The organism is Dyella kyungheensis, from assembly GCF_016905005.1.
In the GTDB taxonomy this organism is placed as follows: domain Bacteria; phylum Pseudomonadota; class Gammaproteobacteria; order Xanthomonadales; family Rhodanobacteraceae; genus Dyella; species Dyella kyungheensis.
The window spans coordinates 272346-290903 of the sequence record NZ_JADIKC010000002.1 but is presented as its reverse complement, the minus strand read 5'-3'; the positions used below and the strand labels follow the sequence as shown (position 1 = coordinate 290903).

Annotated in this window: 14 protein-coding genes; 6 read left to right on the top strand and 8 right to left on the bottom strand. The window is 63.5% G+C overall.

From position 1 onward, the window contains the following. Positions 1 to 2: 2 nt before the first annotated feature. The 3 genes from ISP20_RS04510 to ISP20_RS04500 all read right to left on the bottom strand — a co-directional run bounded on the left by ISP20_RS04510 (position 3) and on the right by ISP20_RS04500 (position 3433). Positions 3 to 818 carry a sulfotransferase family protein gene (locus ISP20_RS04510; protein WP_204634883.1) on the bottom strand — a complete coding sequence of 272 codons (816 nt, stop codon included), beginning with the start codon at positions 816 to 818 and terminating at the stop codon, positions 3 to 5. Positions 819 to 994: 176 nt separating this feature from the next. Next, the gene (locus tag ISP20_RS04505) at positions 995 to 1993 is read right to left on the bottom strand and encodes an AraC-like ligand-binding domain-containing protein (protein ID WP_204634882.1); all 999 of its coding nucleotides are present in this window, start codon (positions 1991 to 1993) and stop codon (positions 995 to 997) included. 453 nt (positions 1994 to 2446) lie between these two features. Next, entirely contained in the window at positions 2447 to 3433 is a 987-nt protein-coding gene (locus ISP20_RS04500) for an alpha/beta fold hydrolase (protein WP_204634881.1), read from the bottom strand. Positions 3434 to 3553: 120 nt separating this feature from the next. Between ISP20_RS04500 and ISP20_RS04495 the strand changes: the two genes are divergently transcribed. Both ISP20_RS04495 and ISP20_RS04490 read left to right on the top strand, forming a co-directional pair. Further along, positions 3554 to 4375 carry a helix-turn-helix domain-containing protein gene (locus tag ISP20_RS04495; protein WP_204634880.1) on the top strand — a complete coding sequence of 274 codons (822 nt, stop codon included), beginning with the start codon at positions 3554 to 3556 and terminating at the stop codon, positions 4373 to 4375. Between the two features lie 81 nt (positions 4376 to 4456). Further along, positions 4457 to 5836: an FUSC family protein gene (locus ISP20_RS04490; RefSeq protein ID WP_204634879.1), complete on the top strand. Its 1380-nt coding sequence runs from the start codon at positions 4457 to 4459 to the stop codon at positions 5834 to 5836. Here the strand turns inward: ISP20_RS04490 and ISP20_RS04485 are convergent, their stop codons facing one another. Then, positions 5837 to 7642, bottom strand: a complete 1806-nt coding sequence (locus ISP20_RS04485; RefSeq protein WP_239535311.1) for a family 43 glycosylhydrolase — start codon at positions 7640 to 7642, stop codon at positions 5837 to 5839. Between the two features lie 227 nt (positions 7643 to 7869). On the opposite strand from ISP20_RS04485, the gene ISP20_RS04480 reads away from it, so the two are divergent. Together ISP20_RS04480 and ISP20_RS04475 are read left to right on the top strand one after the other, a co-directional pair. After that, positions 7870 to 9429, top strand: a complete 1560-nt coding sequence (locus ISP20_RS04480; protein WP_204634877.1) for a GH39 family glycosyl hydrolase — start codon at positions 7870 to 7872, stop codon at positions 9427 to 9429. Between the two features lie 148 nt (positions 9430 to 9577). Beyond that, positions 9578 to 10720 carry a M23 family metallopeptidase gene (locus ISP20_RS04475; protein ID WP_204634876.1) on the top strand — a complete coding sequence of 381 codons (1143 nt, stop codon included), beginning with the start codon at positions 9578 to 9580 and terminating at the stop codon, positions 10718 to 10720. A gap of 9 nt (positions 10721 to 10729) precedes the next feature. Here ISP20_RS04475 and ISP20_RS04470 read toward each other — a convergent pair whose 3' ends face one another. Together ISP20_RS04470 and glnA are read right to left on the bottom strand one after the other, a co-directional pair. Next, positions 10730 to 12061, bottom strand: coding sequence for a hypothetical protein (locus ISP20_RS04470; RefSeq protein ID WP_204634875.1), 1332 nt, complete (start codon positions 12059 to 12061; stop codon positions 10730 to 10732). A gap of 98 nt (positions 12062 to 12159) precedes the next feature. Then, positions 12160 to 13575, bottom strand: a complete 1416-nt coding sequence (gene glnA, locus ISP20_RS04465; protein WP_204634874.1) for a type I glutamate--ammonia ligase — start codon at positions 13573 to 13575, stop codon at positions 12160 to 12162. 323 nt (positions 13576 to 13898) lie between these two features. Between glnA and ISP20_RS04460 the strand changes: the two genes are divergently transcribed. After that, positions 13899 to 14696 carry an undecaprenyl-diphosphate phosphatase gene (locus ISP20_RS04460; protein ID WP_204634873.1) on the top strand — a complete coding sequence of 266 codons (798 nt, stop codon included), beginning with the start codon at positions 13899 to 13901 and terminating at the stop codon, positions 14694 to 14696. Between the two features lie 45 nt (positions 14697 to 14741). Next, entirely contained in the window at positions 14742 to 16307 is a 1566-nt protein-coding gene (locus tag ISP20_RS04455; protein WP_204634872.1) for a winged helix-turn-helix transcriptional regulator, read from the top strand. Here ISP20_RS04455 and ISP20_RS04450 read toward each other — a convergent pair. Together ISP20_RS04450 and ISP20_RS04445 are read right to left on the bottom strand one after the other, a co-directional pair. After that, on the bottom strand, positions 16304 to 17422 hold the full coding sequence (locus ISP20_RS04450) for a serine hydrolase domain-containing protein (RefSeq protein ID WP_338030963.1): 1119 nt from the start codon (positions 17420 to 17422) through the stop codon (positions 16304 to 16306). The genes ISP20_RS04455 and ISP20_RS04450 overlap by 4 nt on opposite strands. Positions 17423 to 17538: 116 nt before the next feature. Next, on the bottom strand, positions 17539 to 18489 hold the full coding sequence (locus ISP20_RS04445) for a LysR family transcriptional regulator (protein WP_204634934.1): 951 nt from the start codon (positions 18487 to 18489) through the stop codon (positions 17539 to 17541). Positions 18490 to 18558 lie beyond the last annotated feature (69 nt).

Sequence of the window (18558 nt, the reverse complement as noted above, 5' to 3'; positions counted from 1 at the left end):
GGTCAGGCGACGCGCACGTTGCGAGGATTGAGCGTGGGATCGAGCCAGAAGGCATCGTTCTCGAAACGGCGGAACACATCCGGCGGCAACACGCTCATGCGTTCACGCACGGAGATCTTGCTGCGCACCGCATGCAACCCCGGCGTGCCGGCGCGCAGGTCGAACTCGTCGGCCTGGTAGCTGATGTTGTCAAAGTCATGCGCGTACGCCGGCTCGCCGATGAAGTCGTAGACGGCCGCGATTGCACTCGCCGGGTTGCTCACCAGCGTCTCGTATTGCAGCAGCATGAGGTTGGCGGTTTCGTCGCCGTAAAACGCTTCTTTCAACGCGTTGTAAGACGCACCCACCATGCCCTCGCCATTGGCCAGCCCTTCGGCGCGGGTGTAGACCGTGCCGCCCGGCTGGTAGTTGAAGATGGACGACGGCTGGAACGCATTCCTGCGGATGAGCTGCTCGATGCTGTCGATGATCCACGACATGTTGCGCACACAGGCAATGACCTTGCCCTGCGGAAACAACGGGCGCAGGTGGCGCATCTTGCTGCACCAGATGCGGTTGGTGTCGAAGATCACCGGCGCCTCGAATTCGGGGCCGTAATAGTTATCGAACAGACCCTTGAGCATGCGTTTGCGCTGCTCGTCGCTGATGAACACCGAATACTCATTGCGGCCACTCAACTCGCCCAGAAGCGTATTGAAGGCGCCGCCGACGGGGCCACTCATACCCGCATGGAAACGCGGGTTCTGGCCCAGGATGGCCGAAAGCAATGTGGACCCGGACCTTGGCAGGCCCGAGATGAAATGAAACTGGCGATTCATCGTTACCCCTGTACGGACTTGCGTCGATCAACGCGTTCCACGAACCCCATCGTTCTCGCGTTCTTTGTGAATGACTTGTCACTCGAAACCGAAGAATGCTAGTGCGACCCCGCCGACCAGCAACATGTCTGTGCGTCCCAGCAGTGCGACGCACGTACCAGCCGGCCGGTCCGGCTTCAGGCCACCTGGCACAACCTCCCCGTCCCGTGGACGGCCTTCGTGTCGATCGAGGCGTGCTCCTGCGCGCGAATGCTCGCAGCGCGGTAAGCACCGGGCGACACGCCGAACATCTGCTTGAACAACCGCCCCGCATGGCTCTCGCTGGAAAATCCGAGCAGCGGCGCCAGCTCCGCAAGCGGTTGTGCGTCGAAAGCACGGTCATCCAGTTGCACGCGCAAGCGCTGCAGTCGACATTGCTGGATGTAGCGGACCACGCCACCCGAATGCTCGAACAAACGATAAAGACCGGTCCGCGACAAGCCGGTGGCATTCATCACGTCCTGCACGGAGAAATCCGGCGAGCCGGCATTTGCCTCAATGACCTGGCGCGCCGCTTCGTGCCGCGCATGCTCAAACCGGAAAGCATCCGGGCGCACCGTCGCACCTGTCGGATGCAATGCAACCGAGAGCAGATCCACCAGCGTGCGTAATACCGCGCCATGTGCGCCGACAGCCAAATGCGGGATCTGTTCCACCAGTTCGCGCAACAGCGAAGACAGCAACGCGCCCTGGCGGTGGTCGATGCAATATCCGTGGAGGCCAAGCGCTGACCCGGCCGCCGCGAGCATCGCCTCGCGCGTCACATTCATGGTGATCACCCGGACGCTCGCCGAGCTTGCTTCCATGGGAACTCTTGCATCCAGGACCACTGTTTGGCCGGGATCGATCCGAACTGGCCGACCCAGGGCGCCAGCCCGTAGTTCACCGCTCACCACGTGATGCAAGACGAAATGGTCAAGACCGTCACGGGCGTCATACTCGTTTCGCACATGGCGAACGCCGCCGTATTCGCATACTGACAGCTTCGAACGATCCAGCCACCAGCTCCGCATGCGCGCAAAGAACGGCGATGGCGCCTTCTCCACTTCGACGTCTGGCGCATGGAGCCGACGATAGCGCTCGAACGCGTCGGTCTCCGGCAAACCCGCGCTGTCGAACGCCAGGATCCCGGTCATGCACATACCCTGGCATCCATGCCAACGAGACAACATCCAGGAGACATCGCCAACGCAAAAACTTGCGTTCGCAAGACAACCGACGACAGACACACAAGAGGTGAGCTCGACAAGCAAACAGAATCAAGGGAAAGGCACAGGCCTCCCCTGATGCAACCAACCAAATCCAACAGCGGAGCCTCCCCCCAGAGGATCCTGTGCGCCTTCCCCGCGCCAGGACCGTTGCTTCGTCGATAACCAGTATGTAACTGCGTGAACAAGCGTCATGCCATTAGGACATTTGGCGTATTGGCAATCCATATGTCTTGAGTCGGGTGCCGCACGCTCAGTTGCAGATCATCGACACCCTGCGTCACATCATGACTGACGCCCTGCAAGCACGCGCCACCGCAATGTTCAGTTCTGACTCCGGACATACTTGAGCGGCTCATGGCCTCGCAGATCGCTTCGGCATCATTGGCATCGCGCCTTCCATAGCCTGAGCGCCTGGTCGCGGATCACATCGGGGCGCTCTTCGGGCCAGAACAATTTATAGCCGTCCAGACGCTCGGCGAATCTGAGGTTGCCGATGTTCTCGGTCAGATAGTGGAGGCCGTCGATACTGAAGATGCTATCGGCGGTGCCCCAGACCACGCCCATCGGAATGCAGCTGGCTTTGAGCGCAGGCCCGATGCCTTCGAGCGAATTCCTGGCCAGGGCCGAAGCGAACTGGTTGGTTCGGTGGCGCAGCTCGGCGCTCTGCACCAAGGGTGTGAAGTAGGTCGCTACGGCCTCGTTCGTCGGATTCGACGGATCGGCGTAGCACATGCCGCCAAAACCTTCCGGCGTTCGGGCAACATTCGGATCCTTCCACCAGGGCAGCAGCCATTCCTCGGCGAATCTGTTCTGTCCGGCCAGTTCGATCACCGGATTCATCGCCTTCGGTGGGCATTCGATCTCGGTGTCGCAATTGGTCAGAAGCACACTGCGGATGCGCTCCGGATGGTGGACGGCCAGAAGCTGGGCCACCGCGCCGCCACTGTCGTTGCCTACGACGTCCACCTTGTCGATGCCGAGTTTGTCGAGAAACGCAATGAGCATGGCGACTTGGTTGACAGGCTTCATGCTCACTCCCTCGCCCACCCGGGTGTAGCCCAGGCCCAGGAAATCGGGCGCCAGGCAGCGACGGTAGGGAGCAAGGCTCTGGATGGCGTCACGCCATTGGAACGAGTTGAGCGGGAAGCCGTGCAGGAAGAGCGCCGCCGGACCGCTGCCGACATCGACATAGGCGATGTCTCCGTAAGCCGTTACAAGATATTTGCGCCGCTTTACGAATGCGGAAGCGCTGGTGGCAATAACTCCCGCTGCACTCGCGTGCCTGGCGGTGCGCGCCCATATACTGCCCGCCAGCAGGGCGACGCCGCTTGCAACACTGATATTGAGGAACGTGCGGCGATTCATTCAAATGCTCCGGTGGATGGATGCATGCATAGTTTCAGCAACAGGCCACCGCACGAATAACCTCATGGATCATGACGTGATTACCTCGGACGTCATGGCGTCGGACAAAGAGTGTGATATATGCAGCAGCGACTCCTTGAATCATTACCCACCGGCGATGTCGGTTCGCTATTGCGGGGATGGCGCGATGCGCATCGCCTGAGCCAGGCCGCACTCGCTGCGGATGCAGAGATATCCCCACGGCATCTGAGCTTCATCGAATGCGGAAAGTCGCAGCCCAGCAGGGAGGTGCTCGATCGTCTGGCGGGTGCCATGAACATGCCGCTGCGTGATCGCAATCAGCTGCTTAAAGCGGCAGGGTACGCCGCTGCGTACGGTGAATCGCACATCGACGGACCCGAGCTGGCGCAGGTCCGTCATGCGATCGACTGCATCCTCAACCAGCAGGAGCCCTATCCCGCCTTCGTGATGAACAGGCACTGGGACATCCTGTGGGCCAACGAAGCGGCGGCCCGCGTCAACGCGGATGTGATGCAGGGACGCAAGCCCAGGCATGCCAACATGATCCGGCAGTTTTTCGATCCGGGCGACCTGCGAGGAGCCGTGGAGAACTGGCATGAGATCGCACAGAACCTGCTTCGTCATCTGCAGGAGTTGGTCGCCACCCATCCGACGGATGCTGTTGCAAAACATCTGCTAAGCGAAGTCCTGCAGTACCCGGATGTGCCCGCAGCCTGGCGGCGGCGTGTTGCCAGCAATCCACCTGCATCCATGATGACGACCGTCCTTCGAGGGAGTGCCGGAACGTATCGTTTCTTCTCGACCATTACGACGTTCGGAACCCCTTGGGACGTCACCGTGGACGATCTGCACATCGAGTCGTGCTTTCCGGTGGACCAGATGACCGAGAATCTTTGCCGCGGGTTGCGCTCGCCTTCTTAACCTTCACCTGTCGATCTATAGTGGCGCCTTCACTCCGCCCACCCAACCCTTATGGCCGACACCCTGCCCGCATGGATTCGCATGGCCCGGTCGCGCGGGTCGATCCTGTTGCAGCCGCTGGTGGAAGCGGTGGTGACGATGCTGGCGGTGCTGGCTACCCTGCTTTGTACGCTTGAGATTGCGCCGGGCGGCGGGCCGGCGGTGTTGGCGGTGGTGTTGAGTCTGTCGTTGTCGCGCAGCCATATGGATCACGATCTGCGCGGACGGCTGGAGGCGGTTGTCGCATTGCCACTGGTCGGCTTCGTGGCGATGGGTGTGGGTTTATTGCTGCGTCACACGCCATGGGTAGGTGCGCTGGCGTTCGTGGCCGGGATGTTCCTGGCAATCTGGTTGCGCCGGTTCGGTTCGATGGCGCGGCGCGCGGGACGCCTGATTGCCCTGCCGTTCGTGACGTTGCTGACGCTGCCGCATATACACGCGCCTTCGAATGGCCTGCTCGCCCCTGTGCTCGTACCGATCGTGGTGGCCTTGCTGTCGTTGCTGTGGGTGACGGTGTTTCATCTGCTTGCGCGTCGACTGCGTTGGTTGCCGCCGATACGGGCGCTGGAGCATGCACCGGCCACACCGGCGCAGGAGGGCGGCATGCGGCCTGTCGCCAGCACGCGTATGGCCATCCAGATGGCCGTGGCGCTGGCGCTGTCGTTCGTGGTCGGTTACCTGTTCTTCAAGGAGCGCTGGGCGTGGATCGTGTTGACGGCCTTCATCGTCAACAGCGGCAATCGAGGGCGACTGGATGTGGCCTACAAGAGCGGACTGCGCGTCGCGGGTGCCGCAGTGGGCACGGTGCTGGCGATGTCGTTGACGATCCACACCGGTGCCAATCCATCGACGACGGGCGTGCTGATTCTCGTGGCACTGTTCTTCGGCGTGTGGCTGCGTCCGCTGGGTTATGCGTGGTGGGCGCTGTTCGTCACGCTGGCACTGGCACTGCTGCAAGGCTTTGAGCCGCAGCCGCCGGGCACGCTGTTGTGGTTGCGGCTCGAAGAGATCGTGATTGGCGCCGCGATTGGCCTGGCCTCGGCATGGTGGGTGGTGCCGGTGCGTTCCAGCGATGTGCTGCGTCGACGGCTGGCCGACGCGCTGGCCGCCATGGCGGAAGCGACCGACCCGGCCACCGCCGAGCGCCTGCCCGCACGCGTGGCCAGGACGCTGGACGAACTGGAAGACATGGCCGCGCCGTTCCGCGCCGCGCGTCGGTTCACGCACCGTTTCCGGACGTTGCAACCGGCCGACTGGGTGGACACGCTGCTGGCCTGCCGTACCCCGGTGATCGATGTGATCGTGCGCGGAGAAACGCCAGGACGCGTGCGCCAGGCCATTGGCGCCGCGCGCAAGTCGCTGCGCCAGCCCGAGGCGCTGCTGCCGGCCTTGCAGCAGCTGCGCCAGACGCTGGAAGGCTGATCACTCGCCCGCGGGCAGGCTCTTCACGGCCGAAAGAACCGATACGCCGTGCTCATCGAACGCTTCCACCGCCACAACGTAATCCACGCCCTTGTTCAACGAGTGCAGCAGCAGGCGCGTCGGCTGATCGGCGAAGCGTTGATAGGTGGAGTGCAGGCGATCGGCGGCCAGGCCCCAACGCACGTTGTAGCCCACGGCACCGGGCACCGGCGTCCACACGATCTCGGCGTCGCGCGTGTCGCTCATTCGCTTGGCCGACACCAGGGTCGGCGCGGCGGGTAGCGCACCATCGGCATTGCCGAACACGCGCAGATCCGAAATGGCCAGCGTGCGTGCACCCACGTGCTTGTGGACATAGCGCACGTAGCGCACGCGTGCCGCCTGATCGAGTTCGACGTAGGCATTGGCGCGATCGCGTGTTTCGTGCGACAGATCGGCCAGCGTGCTCCAGTGCGCGCCGTCTCGCGATCCTTCCAGCACGAATTGGGTCACGATGTCGGGCGCATCGCCGAAGCGGCCGGATCGATAGTCCGCGAAGTTCACCTGCACGGCGCGCACCGTGCGTTCGCCGCCCAGGTCGACCGTGAGTGTCTGGCCGGCCGTGTTGCTGGCGGCGACCCAGAACGTACGCGGGTTTTCGTCCGTGGTGGTCGAGGCGGGATGATCGGGCAGCGACGACGAGGCCGTGGCTTTCTTGTGATACGACAGCAGCATCCAGCCGGTGAAGGTGTCCTCGCCTTCCTTCAATGCATGGTCGGGCATGCGGTGCGGGAAGTCGCCGAAGCGCGTGTCGATCCACATTTGGCCGTCCGTATGGAAACCCGACGGATAGAGCCCGATGCGCCGTTCGAAGGTCCAGTTGGCGCCTATCCATGAGGTGCCGGTGTTCCACACGTTGCCGTGCGCATCTTCGAACGTGGAACCGTGGCCTACGCCGGTGACGAAGCCGCCCGGCTTCTCGCCGATGGGGTTGTACGGTGCGTAGTGGAACGGGCCGAGCGGCGCGTCGCCCACCACGACGCCGGTACCGTAGACGTTGTATTCGGTACCCGGCGCCGCGTACTGCAGGTAGTAGCGGTTGCCGTGGCGGTTCATCCAGGCGCCTTCGAGGAAGGGCTTCGTGACATTGTCGGTGTGGTCCTGGCCGAAGCGTTCCCAGCCGTGCTCGGCGGGATCGAGCTGAAGCAGCGGTTGCGGACGCGTGAGGAAGGCCAGCCGCTTGCCGTCGCCTTCCGGCGCCTCGGCAAACTTCATGTCGAGCTGCGCGCCGTACAGCGGATACACGTTCGACGAGTCCCAGTAGAGATAGACCTTGCCGTCGTCGTCCTGGAACAGCGCGGGATCCCACGGACCCGGCGGCAGTTCGCCGGGCTTGATCGCCCACTCGCCTGCACTGGATACCGCGCCGGGAACCGGCGGCAGCAATCGCGTCCAGAACTGCCAGCGGCCGTGCGCCGGATCGGTGGAGACCATCAGCGGGCGCGGATCGGTGGCCGATTGCATCAGGAACAGCTTGCCGTCCGCGACCAGCGTCGCCGGCGCCACTTCGCTGTCGAACGGCCAGTGGTCGGGCTTGACGAAGTCCCAGTGCACCAGGTCGCTGGAGTGCCAGTAGCCGTCGGCCATGGTCATGAACAGGTAGTAGGCGTCGCCGTAGCGGACCATCGCCGGGTCGGCGCCGGTACGGTAGGAAATGCCCTCGTTCATCTGCTCGAAGTTGTAGCGGTAGTCGATGTCGAGCGGGTTGGTCCACGTCTGCGGCGCCGCCATGGCGCCCGTAGCGGTGGTGGCGGCCAGCAGTGCCATGCAGCAAAGAGCGGCACGCTGGAGGGGAACAAAGGCCGTACGAATAGGACGTGACATAGGCTCGCTTACCATGCTGCGGCGCAGCAGCTCCGGATTCTGTGAACTTCCCTTATTGATCACGTGGGCCGGTCTGTAAGAGACTCCGTGACCAGTCGCGTAAACGTTTACATCGTAGCCGCCCAAACACGGCCGGCCAACCCACTTCCCCGTTGCTCGAAGGAATCGTCATGACTAGCCCGTTGCCGCTCCGCCGCCTTGCCCTGCGCACCTGCGCAGCGGCTTGCCTCGCCCTCCTTGGCTCGGTGCATGCGGCGCCCGCCGGCAACGACTCGGTGCAACTGCAGGTGGATGCCGCTGCCAAGGGCACGCCGCTGCCGCACTTCTGGGAAAACATGTTTGGCTCCGGCCGCGCCGTGCTCGCGCTGCGCGACGATTACCGCAAGGATCTCGAAGCGGTAAAGGGCGCCACCGGTTTCACCTACGTCCGCTTCCACGGCATCTTCGACCGCGACATGGGCGTGGCTTATCGCGATGCGCAGGGCAAGCTGCAATTCAATTTCAGCTATGTGGACCAGGTGTACGACGGCCTGCTCGCGCGTGGCGTCAAGCCGTTCGTGGAGCTGGGCTTCATGCCGCCGGAAATGAGCACCCAGCCGGACAGCCATCACGACTTCTGGTATCACCCCAACGTGATGCCGCCGAAGGATCCGGCCGAATGGGATGCGCTGGTGCGCGCCTTCCTGCAGCACGAGATCGAGCGCTACGGCGTCGAGGAAGTGCGCAGCTGGTACTTCGAAGTGTGGAACGAACCCAATCTCGCGTTCTGGGGCGGCAAGCCCGAGAAAGACACCTATTACGAGCTGTATGACCGCACCGCGCGCACGGTGAAGTCGGTCGACAAGCAGTTCCGCATCGGTGGCCCCGCCACCGCCCAGGCGGCCTGGCTGCCGGACTTCCTCAAGCACGTGAAGCAGAGCGGCGCGCCGATCGATTTCGTCAGCACGCACGTGTACGGCGACGACACCGCGGACAACGTGTTCAAGACCAACGAGAACATCCCGCGCCGCGACATGGTCTGCCGCGCCGTGGACCGGTCGCACAAGGAGATCGGCGCCTCGCCGTTCCCGAAGCTGCCGCTGATCTACAGCGAATACAACGCCTCGTACGCCAACCTGCCCAATGTCACCGACACGGTCTACATGGGCCCGTGGATGGCCAACACCATCCGCGAATGCGCGGGCAAGGTGGACATGATGAGCTACTGGTCGTTCTCCGATGTGTTCGACGAACAGGGCGTGGTGAAGACCCCGTTCTACGGCGGCTTTGGCCTGATCGCCGCCGATCGCATCGAGAAGCCGGCGTTCAACGCGTTCGCCATGCTGCACAAGCTGGGCGATACGCAGCTGCCGCTGAAGACCGAGAGCGCGCTGGCCACCCGCCGCGCCGACGGCACCGTGGTGCTGGCGCTGTGGAACTACACCAAGCCGCTGGGCGATACCGCCGATTACACGCCGGGCGTGCCGACGGGCGACGCCAAGCACTTCGATGTGGACCTGAAGCATCTGGGCAAGGCCACCCAGGCCATGGTGTGGCGCCTGGACCAGGATCACGGTAACGCCGTGGCCGCCTTCGACAAGATGGGCCGCCCGGCAACCCCGAGCCGCGAACAGATCACTCAGCTACGTGAGGCGGGCAAACTCGCCGCTCCGGAACAGGCCACGCTGCAGAACGGCCGCCTGAGCATCGATATCCCGCCGCAGGGTCTGGTGGTGGTGGAACTGCACTGACCGCCAACGAGCGTGTGACGTCGCCATCCCCTCGTGGTGGCGTCGCACGCTGCTTTTCTCCGCTTCACCGGGCGCAGTGACCTCTGGCATTGGCGCCCCATCTTCCGCAGATCAAAGCTCGCGCTGCTATCCACCATGGATTCCTCCCATGCGTTTCTGGCGCGGCGTCTTTCTCATACTGCTTTCGATGCTGGCCGCCCTGGCGGCCCTGGCGCAGCGTGCGCCGGTGCACCAGTCCTTCGACCTGCGGGTGCCGTGGATGCCGGAGCCGGTGACCGTCGCGGGCAAGACGTCGCTGGTGTACGAACTGCATCTCACCAATGAGGCGCAGGAAACGCTGACGATCCAGCGCATCGAGGTGATCGACGAGCAGCAGCACGTGCTTGCCGGTTTGTCCGGCGCCGCCCTCACCGCAGCCATCGGCAGGGCCGACCGCGCCAAGGGCGACGAGCGCCTGCGCATGGCGCCGGGCATGACGGCGGTGGCCTATCTCTCCGTGCCTCTCGCTGATGCCAGCCGCGTGCGTCTGCGCCATCGGGTGGTTTACGCCGGCCATGCGGATTCGGATCTGATCGCCGAAGGCGGCCTTGTCACGCCCTCCAGCCGCTCCCTGCTGCAACTCGGACCACCGCTGCGTGGCGGTCCCTGGGTCGCGATCTACGATGCGCGGTGGGAGCGCGGCCATCGCCGTGTGCTCTACACCACCGACGGCAGCGTCAAAGTGCCTGGCCGCTTTGCCATCGACTGGATTCTGCTCGGACCGCACGGCGGCTTCGCCAAGGACAAGGGCGAGTTGCCCAAACAGTGGTTCGGCTATGCCGCCGACGTGATGGCGGTCGCCGATGCCACGGTGGCATCGACGGGTGAAGGCATCGCCGAACCGGCAACGCTTGCGGAAGGTGCCACCCACAAAGTGCCGCTGGAAAATGCCGCCGGCAACTATGTGGCTCTGGATCTGGGCGATGGACGCTACGCATTCTACGAACACCTCAAGCCCGGCAGCATCCGCGTCAAGACAGGTCAGCACGTGCATCGCGGTGAGGTGATCGGGCAACTGGGTTTCACCGGCGAATCCACCGGCCCGCATCTGCATTTGCATGTCAGCGATGCCAACGCGCCGCTGGCTGCGGAAGGGTTGCCGTATGCGCTGAAATCGTTCCGCGTGCTTGGCGCCTATGCATCGATCGAGGACTTCGCCCAGGGCAAGCCGTGGACGCCCACAACACCAGCCACCAGCGGCGAGGGCTTTCCCGCACCGCTTTCCGTGGTGGACTTCGGCAACAGCCGTTGAAGGTTTGTCCTAGAGCCCCGCAGGGAGCGGCCAGGCCGTGGGCCATGGGTTAGACGTATCGTTGTTCCACACATCCATGTGAATACTCTTGCCGTCTGCCGTGACCTCGACGTGCCGGCTGGTTGCAAAATGCATCCACGCGGGACGTGCAGCCAAGCGTTGCTGCAAGGACACGCCGTGGTCGCGCGTCTCCCGCAACCAGATCATCAAGGCACCCATGCGAAGGCTAGCCGCGGCATCCTGTTGGCGTGCGAGGTACGGATCGAAGGCGGGCCCGGGAATACGGGACAGGATAGTGCCTGCGCTATTGGATATCAGGTCGAAGATGTCGAAGCCTGGCGCAGCAGTCGGCATCGCCACGCGTTCATCCGAAAGCAATCTCTGTAGCAGCGACGTGTTGCATAGGGCGCCGTAACGTGGTGCCAACATGCGTCGTGTCGCTTTTGTATTGAGGCTCAGGCCGTCGTACCAGTGTTCCTGCTTTCCGAAGATCTCGGGCGATCCGACCAGGGTAAATTCCGCGCGAATGCTCGGGCAAAGATCGACATCCGCGTCCGTCACCGGCACAAATGCAGCCGCACAGGATGCGGGCAGAGGTTCATCGGCCGGAGACGCCGCCAACAGCTGCACGAACAGCTGTACGGCGCCACGCAACCGCGCAGCGAAAATCAACGTGCTGACCAGCGTGTTGCTGTGCGCGTGCAGTCGACGCATGGTCGCCACCTGCGTGCAGGCGGCCTCCATGGCTTGTGCTGGATGTCCATCGAGGAAGGTTGCGGCGATCGCGGTTTGCCATAGTCCCCTGGACGCACTGAAGGCTGGGATCGATGCCACGGGATTCAACGGCATCTCGGTCCACACGTGATCGAAACCACTCAACGCTTCGTCGCGCACGAGCCGTTGCCGATGGCGCGCCAGCACCTCGTTCACAACATCGCGATGTGCTCGAACTTTGTCCAGGCAATCGGCTTCGCGCCAATTGCACAGTGCGTCGCGATCCGCCTGGGACATTTTGGGGAGCGCGGGAAAATCGGCTTTCGGCGTGGGTATGGGATCGGCACTGTTGGCTCCCGGTTTGAAGTTCGACTCCCACGCCAGTACACGCTGGTGATCCTTCGCATACGCCGCATCGAGCTGATCGGCCGGCACATCGAAGTCCACGAACCACAGCCATGGATACGCGTTGCGCCCCTGCGGCGGCTGGCTATCCGCCTGCAGCGCGGCCAGCGCCTTTTCCTGCTCCTGCGTCGGCGGACGCAGCCGTCCCCACGCAAACGCAGCGGCCACGGCGACCACCAATCCAACGACCGCCCACAGCACTCCCTTCAGCGCGCGATGCATGCATGTTCCCCTTTTGTCCCTGCACGCATTCTAGCCACAGAAAAAACGAAGGGCGCCGAAGCGCCCATCGTCTCTCTGTGTGTCGCGGAAACTTGCGATCAGAGCGCGTAGTACATCTGGAACTCCAGCGGATGCGTGCTGGCGCGGTAGCGGGTCACTTCCTGCATCTTCAGCGCGATGTACGCATCGATGAAGTCGTCGGTGAACACGCCGCCGGCCTTGAGGAAGTCGCGGTCCTTGTCGAGCGCATTGAGTGCTTCGTCCAGGCTGGAGCAGACCTGCGGGATGTTCTTTTCTTCTTCCGGCGGCAGGTCGTACAGATCCTTGTCGGCCGGTGCGCCCGGGTCGATCTTGTTGATGATGCCGTCGAGGCCGGCCATCATCAGCGCGGTGAACACCAGGTAGCCGGAGTTCATCGGATCGGGGAAGCGCACTTCGATGCGACGGCCCTTCGGGCTCGACACGTACGGAATGCGGCAGCTGGCCGAACGGTTGCGGGCCGAATAGGCCAGCATCACCGGCGCTTCGAAGCCCGGCACCAGGCGCTTGTAGCTGTTGGTGGTGGAGTTGGCGAACGCGTTGATGGCCTTGGCGTGCTTGAAGATGCCGCCGATGTACCACAGCGCCGTCTGCGACAGGCCGCCATACAGGTCGCCCGCGAACATGTTGTTGCCGTCCTTCGCCAGCGACTGGTGCACGTGCATGCCGCTGCCGTTGTCGCCGACGATCGGCTTGGGCATGAAGGTGACGGTCTTGCCGTTCTGGTGGGCGACGTTCTTGATGACGTACTTCATGGTCATCAGTTCGTCGGCCTTCTTCACCAGCGTGTTGAACTTCACGCCGATCTCGCACTGGCCGGCATTCGCCACTTCGTGGTGATGCACTTCAACGACCTGGCCGAGCGACTCGAGCACCTTGCACATGTCGGCGCGCAGGTCGCCCAGCGAGTCGACCGGGCTGACCGGGAAGTAGCCGCCCTTCACGCCCGGACGGTGACCGGTGTTGTTGTCGTCGTACTTGTAGCGCGAGCTCCAGGCGGCTTCTTCGGAGCCGATTTCGTAGAACACGCGGCCCATGTCGTTCTGCCAGCGCACGGAATCGAAGATGAAGAATTCCGGCTCCGGACCGAAGAACGCCGTGTCGGCGATGCCGGTGGACTTGAGGAACGCCTCACCGCGCTTGGCGATGGAACGCGGGTCGCGGCCGTAGGCCTGCATGGTCGACGGCTCGAGCACGTCGCAGTGCAGGATCATCTGGGTGTGCTGGCTGAACGGGTCGAGGTAGGCGGTGTCCGGATCGGGCATCAGCACCATGTCCGATTCGTTGATGCCCTTCCAGCCGGCGATCGACGAGCCGTCGAACATCTTGCCGTCCTCGAACGTGCCCTCGTCGATGGCATGGGCCGGGAACGTCACGTGGTGGTGCTTGCCGAGCATGTCGGCGAAGCGGAAGTCGACGAACTCGACCTCGTGTTCCTGGATCAGATCGAGCACTTTCTGGACGGGGGACGACATGGACAACCTCGACGGGCGAAAAGGTGAGTAATCGACAGGCGTCTGAGCAAGCCGCGTGCCAAGGGGAATGATCTTTTTATATCAATGGCTTAATTACTGCAAATCGATGGTGACGCCACTTGATTGCACAATGATGAAACATCTAGAAGCACCATTGTGGTGCAAGTCTGACCGCCGTGGGCTACCCGCTTTTGTAGGATTTGCCGTGCATCGGAATCAGCCACACCGGATACAACGCGCCCCAAAAACGCCACGGCAGTCCCTTAAGCTATGCCGCTTTGCTTCGGTATGGAACCGGGGCCGACCTCACCGCCGGAGTCTCCGTGAGCGACATCATCAACGTCATCCTGCTTGGCATCATCGAAGGCATCACCGAGTTTCTCCCGATTTCCAGCACGGGCCACCTGCTGATCGCTGAGAAGTTCGGCCTGGGTCAGCGCTCGGACCTGTTCAACGTGGGCATCCAGGCGGGCGCGATCCTGGCGGTGACCTTCATCTACTGGGGTCGCATCTGGCAGTTGTTCACGCAGTGGCGTGACCCGGCCAACCGCGACTATCTCGCCAAACTGTTCGTCGCCTTCATGATCACGGCGGTGCTCGGCTTCATCGCGGTGAAGCTCGGCTTCAAGCTGCCCGAAGCGGTGACGCCGGTGGCGTGGGCGTTGGTGATCGGTGGCATCTGGATGCTTGCGGCCGAGCGCCTCGCCGCCCGCCAGCCCGATCGCACGCAGGTAACGTGGCGCGTCGCGATCCTGGTCGGCATCGCGCAGATGATCGCAGGCATCTTCCCGGGCACCTCGCGTTCGGCCGCCACCATTTTTACGGCGATGCTCTTTGGTACCAGCAACCGCGCCGCGGCGACGGAGTTCGCGTTCCTCGTCGGCATCCCCACCATGTATGCCGCGACTGGCTACGAGCTGCTGAAAGTGCTCAAGGATGGCGGCGCGCACCACGAGGACTGGACGGCCTTCGGCATCGGCTTCGTGGTGTCGGCCATCGTCGCCTTCGTGGCGGTGAAGTGGCTGCTCGGCTATATCCGCAGCCATCGTTTCACGCCGTTCGCGATCTACCGCATCGTGCTGGGCATCGCCCTGCTGTTGTTGATCCCCGCGGGTGCCTGAGCAAACCGTGCGAGGATGATGCCGGCACACTGACCTCCTCATCGCATGAACGCCACGCGTTACCGACTGCTGGATCTTTCCATCGACGTCACGCGCCAACGCGTGGCGCGCGATGGCGCGACGCTCGATGTCCAGGGGCTCTCGTTCCAACTCCTTGCATGTCTGCTACGGCACGGCGTGGATGTGGTGGATTTCGATACGCTGATTGCCGAAGTCTGGGCGCCCGCCGTGGTGAACGAGGAAACCGTCACGCAGCGGGTGAAGTTGCTGCGCCAGGCGCTGGGCGACGACGGCCGCGCACCGCGTTACATCCGTTCCGTGCGCGGGCGCGGCTACCAGTTGTGCGACATGCCGGTGGCCGAAGAAACCGCAGCGCCCACCGCGACCCGCATGCCGCGTCGATGGATTGCACTCGCCATCGGCTTGTTCCTGCTCGTGATGGCTGGCATCGCCTGGTGGCTCATGCCCCAACGCTTCCACAAGCCTTCCGCCACGCAGGAGCTGGCGCAGCGGGCGAGCTATTACGCCGGCATCGGCCAGCGCGACAACAACGAACGCGCCATCGCGCTGTATCAGCAAGCGCTCGCCTCGACGCCCCAGAATGCTGATGCGCGGATCGGCTTGAGTCGTGCGTACAGTGCGCGCGTCTGTCTCTACAATTTTCCCTATCAGTGGGCGAAGCAGGCGCAGAAGCTGGCCAACGACGCCGTTGCTGGCGAGCCCTCCCGCGCTTCCGCCTGGTCGGCACTCGGCTATGCACAGGACTGCCTGGGCGATATCGATGCCGCCATCGGAGCCTACGAAAAAGCCCTGGCGCTCGACGCTGGCGACGACGCCACGCGTGCTTCCGCCGCCTATCTCTATCAGGAACGCGGGCGAATCGACGAGGCGCTGCACGCCAACCTGGACATGCGCGGCGATGCTTCGCACGTGCGCTTCCGCGAGGTGCAGATCGCCCGCGAAATGGCTCTGCTGGGTTTCGACGACGAGGCTGAAGCACGTCTGGCGCGCAGCTTCCAGCTTTATCCCGACAACGTGTTCTCCAATATCGCCTGGCCGCGTCATTTGTTTCTGCACGGCCGCCTGGTGGAAGCGCAACAGGCGCTGGATGAAGCGCTGACGCGCAACACACCGCACGTGGAGCTGTACGTGCTGCAGGGCGAACTCGCGCTGCTGCGCAACGATCGCGACGCCGCGCTTGCCGCCTTCGTGCATGCCCGGCAACTTCGCCCGCAGATGGGCCTGCCGGGTACGCTGGAAGGGCTTTATGGCAAGGAAGCGCCCAGCGTCGACTGGCTCGCCGCTCGCGTCGCCGCGGTGCGTGACGAAGCGACACGCCATACGCTGTATCCCGGCGAATGGCTCGAACTGGCGATGCTGCTGCAGGCGCAGGACCAACGCGATGCCGCCCTCGAAGCCGTGCAGACCGCCGTGAAGCAGGGCTACAGCGACGCGGCGTATCTGCAGGTCTCGCCGTTGCTCAAGCCGCTGTCGTCCGATCCGCGCTACGCGGCGGCGATCGGCGCGATCAACCGCCGCGTAGCCGGACAACGCCAGCGTGTGCTGGCAGCGGCGTGGTGTCCGCCCGAATTGAAGAGCGCGTCGCGCTAGGGCAAGGCCTTCAACACGTAATCGCGAAAGATCTGCTGCGATTGCTGGTGCGCATTGCGCTGGTTGTAGGCGGTGCTGGTGATCACGGCGACCAATTGCTGCGACGGCATCACCAACACATAGTTGCCGCCGTTGCCGGACATGGCCCACGCCACCTGCTCACTACCGTGCACGGGAAAGCGGAAGCACCACCACAGGTAACCGTAGTCGGCATCCTCGCGTGCCTGCGCGTGGGGGGTGAGCATCTGCTTGATCCAGGCAGCAGAGATCACCTGGCGCCCGTGCCAGCGCCCCTCGTCGAGCGCCAGTTCACCAAGTTTGGCCAGATCACGGCTGCGGTAGCGCGTGCCACCACCACCCATGCCGATGCCTAGCGGCGACTGGTTCCACTGCACGGCAGTGATGCCCAAGGGCTTCTCCAGTACGTCCGCAGCAAAGACGGCGAGGCCTTGGCGTGTGGCGCGTTCCACCACGGCACCCGCTGTGAATGCGCCGGGCGTGCAGTAGGAAAACGCGCGGCCGTATGGACTGTCCTTCGGTTTCGGCATCCACGGCGCAAAGCCTTTGATCGGCAGGTCGAGCGCAAACTGCAGCCAGTCCTCGGTGACGTACATGCGCTCCTCGTTGCCGCTCGAGAACTCGTTGTCGTCATTGCACTCCCACAACGAACTCATCGTGAGCAGGTCTTCGAGCGTGATGGCCAGCTTGCGCGGGTCAGGCTGCTGCACGGGCCGCTTGTCGGGAAAGAAGTCGTACACGCGCGCCTGCACGTTGGCGATCAGGCCGCGATCGATGGCGGCACCGACCAGCAGGGCCGTCACACTCTTGCTGGCGGAACGCACGTCGTTGAGCCGCGAGGCGTCGCTGCCGTTGAAGTAACCCTCGTAGACCAGCTTGCCATGCTGGGCGACGACGACGCTGGTGATGCCTTTGACGCTGCCGTCGGAGAGCTTCGCCTCCATCGCAGCGAGGGTCGCCAGGTCCCAATGGGCAGTGCGGGCATCGGCAACCGCCCAGCCATCGTCGCGGGGAGCGGGCGGCTGATAGTCGGCGCAGGCAAGCGAAGGAACGGCCAGCGTCAGCGCCAGCAACCACCGGTGGGAACGTTTGGACATGGGTGAGCTCCGTGGGAAGACGGAGCACAGCCCAACAGGTCACCGAATGAAACGCCTGAAATGCGTATGAAGAATTCTGAAAGCGCACAGGCGTGCGCTTTCCCATCGTGGCGCGGTCAGGCGCTGAGCCGCTCCGGCACTGCCGCCATCACCGGCTTCTTGTGCTTGCCCGGCTCGCTGGTCTGCTCGAACACTTCGCGCACCCATTCGATGAAGGCCTGCACGCGCGCCGAGAGATGCTTCTTCTGCGGGTAGACGATCCACACCGGCTTGCCGGTGGAGGTGGTGTCGGTCATCACCAGCTCGAGCTTGCCGAAGTCGAGCATGCAGGCGGCGATCACGTGCGGCGCCTGGGTAATGCCCAGCCCCGCGACCACGGCCTGGATCACCGACTCGGCATCATTGATCAGCAGGTGTGCATCGATATCCACGGCGACCTGGCCGCTCGGCGTCTCGAACTGCCACTGCCGCGGACGGCCGTTGGGCAGGATGTAATTGATGCAGCGGTGATCCTTCAGATCTTCGATGCTCTGGGGTGCCCCATGCTTCACCAGGTAGTCCGGCGAGGCGATCATTACGTTGCGCAGGTAGCCGATCTTGCGGGCGATCAGGCTGGAATCTTCCAGCGGCCCGACCCGGACGGCGCAATCGATGCCTTCCTCATTGAGGTCGTAGGGGTAATCGCACATCGACAGCTCCAGACGAATGTCCGGGTAGCGCTGCTCGAATTCCGCCAGCCTGGGGATGATCACGGTACGCCCGACGGCGGCCGGCACGCCGATCCGCAGCTTGCCGGTCGGCTTGCGCTGGGCATAGCCCAGGGCCTCGGTGGCCTCGGTCAGGTCGGCAAGGATCTCCTTGCACCGTGCATGGAACGAGGCCCCATCGTCGGTCAAACGCAGCGAACGCGTGGACCGGAACAAGAGCCGGGCACCCAGCTGTTCTTCCAGTCGGGAGACGGCGCGGCTGACGCCGGAGGGGGTCATACCCAGTTGGGCGGCGGCCGCGGCAAAGCTCTTGGCTTCGACCACGCGGACAAACGCTGAGATTGCGGCAAAGTCTTCCATAGGCTGGATTTTCACCCCATTCGTGACTCGCAGTCACTATTGCGTTGCATCAAAAGGCATTTATTGAAC

Coding starts and splice junctions, on each gene's coding strand:
- ISP20_RS04510 (WP_204634883.1), bottom strand. CDS start 818: ATGAATCGCCAGTTTCATTTCATCTCGGGCCTGCCAAGGTCCGGGTCC.
- ISP20_RS04505 (WP_204634882.1), bottom strand. CDS start 1,993: ATGACCGGGATCCTGGCGTTCGACAGCGCGGGTTTGCCGGAGACCGAC.
- ISP20_RS04500 (WP_204634881.1), bottom strand. CDS start 3,433: ATGAATCGCCGCACGTTCCTCAATATCAGTGTTGCAAGCGGCGTCGCC.
- ISP20_RS04495 (WP_204634880.1), top strand. CDS start 3,554: ATGCAGCAGCGACTCCTTGAATCATTACCCACCGGCGATGTCGGTTCG.
- ISP20_RS04490 (WP_204634879.1), top strand. CDS start 4,457: ATGGCCCGGTCGCGCGGGTCGATCCTGTTGCAGCCGCTGGTGGAAGCG.
- ISP20_RS04485 (WP_239535311.1), bottom strand. CDS start 7,642: ATGGCACTGCTGGCCGCCACCACCGCTACGGGCGCCATGGCGGCGCCG.
- ISP20_RS04480 (WP_204634877.1), top strand. CDS start 7,870: ATGACTAGCCCGTTGCCGCTCCGCCGCCTTGCCCTGCGCACCTGCGCA.
- ISP20_RS04475 (WP_204634876.1), top strand. CDS start 9,578: ATGCGTTTCTGGCGCGGCGTCTTTCTCATACTGCTTTCGATGCTGGCC.
- ISP20_RS04470 (WP_204634875.1), bottom strand. CDS start 12,061: ATGCATCGCGCGCTGAAGGGAGTGCTGTGGGCGGTCGTTGGATTGGTG.
- glnA (WP_204634874.1), bottom strand. CDS start 13,575: ATGTCGTCCCCCGTCCAGAAAGTGCTCGATCTGATCCAGGAACACGAG.
- ISP20_RS04455 (WP_204634872.1), top strand. CDS start 14,742: ATGAACGCCACGCGTTACCGACTGCTGGATCTTTCCATCGACGTCACG.
- ISP20_RS04450 (WP_338030963.1), bottom strand. CDS start 17,422: ATGTCCAAACGTTCCCACCGGTGGTTGCTGGCGCTGACGCTGGCCGTT.
- ISP20_RS04445 (WP_204634934.1), bottom strand. CDS start 18,489: ATGGAAGACTTTGCCGCAATCTCAGCGTTTGTCCGCGTGGTCGAAGCC.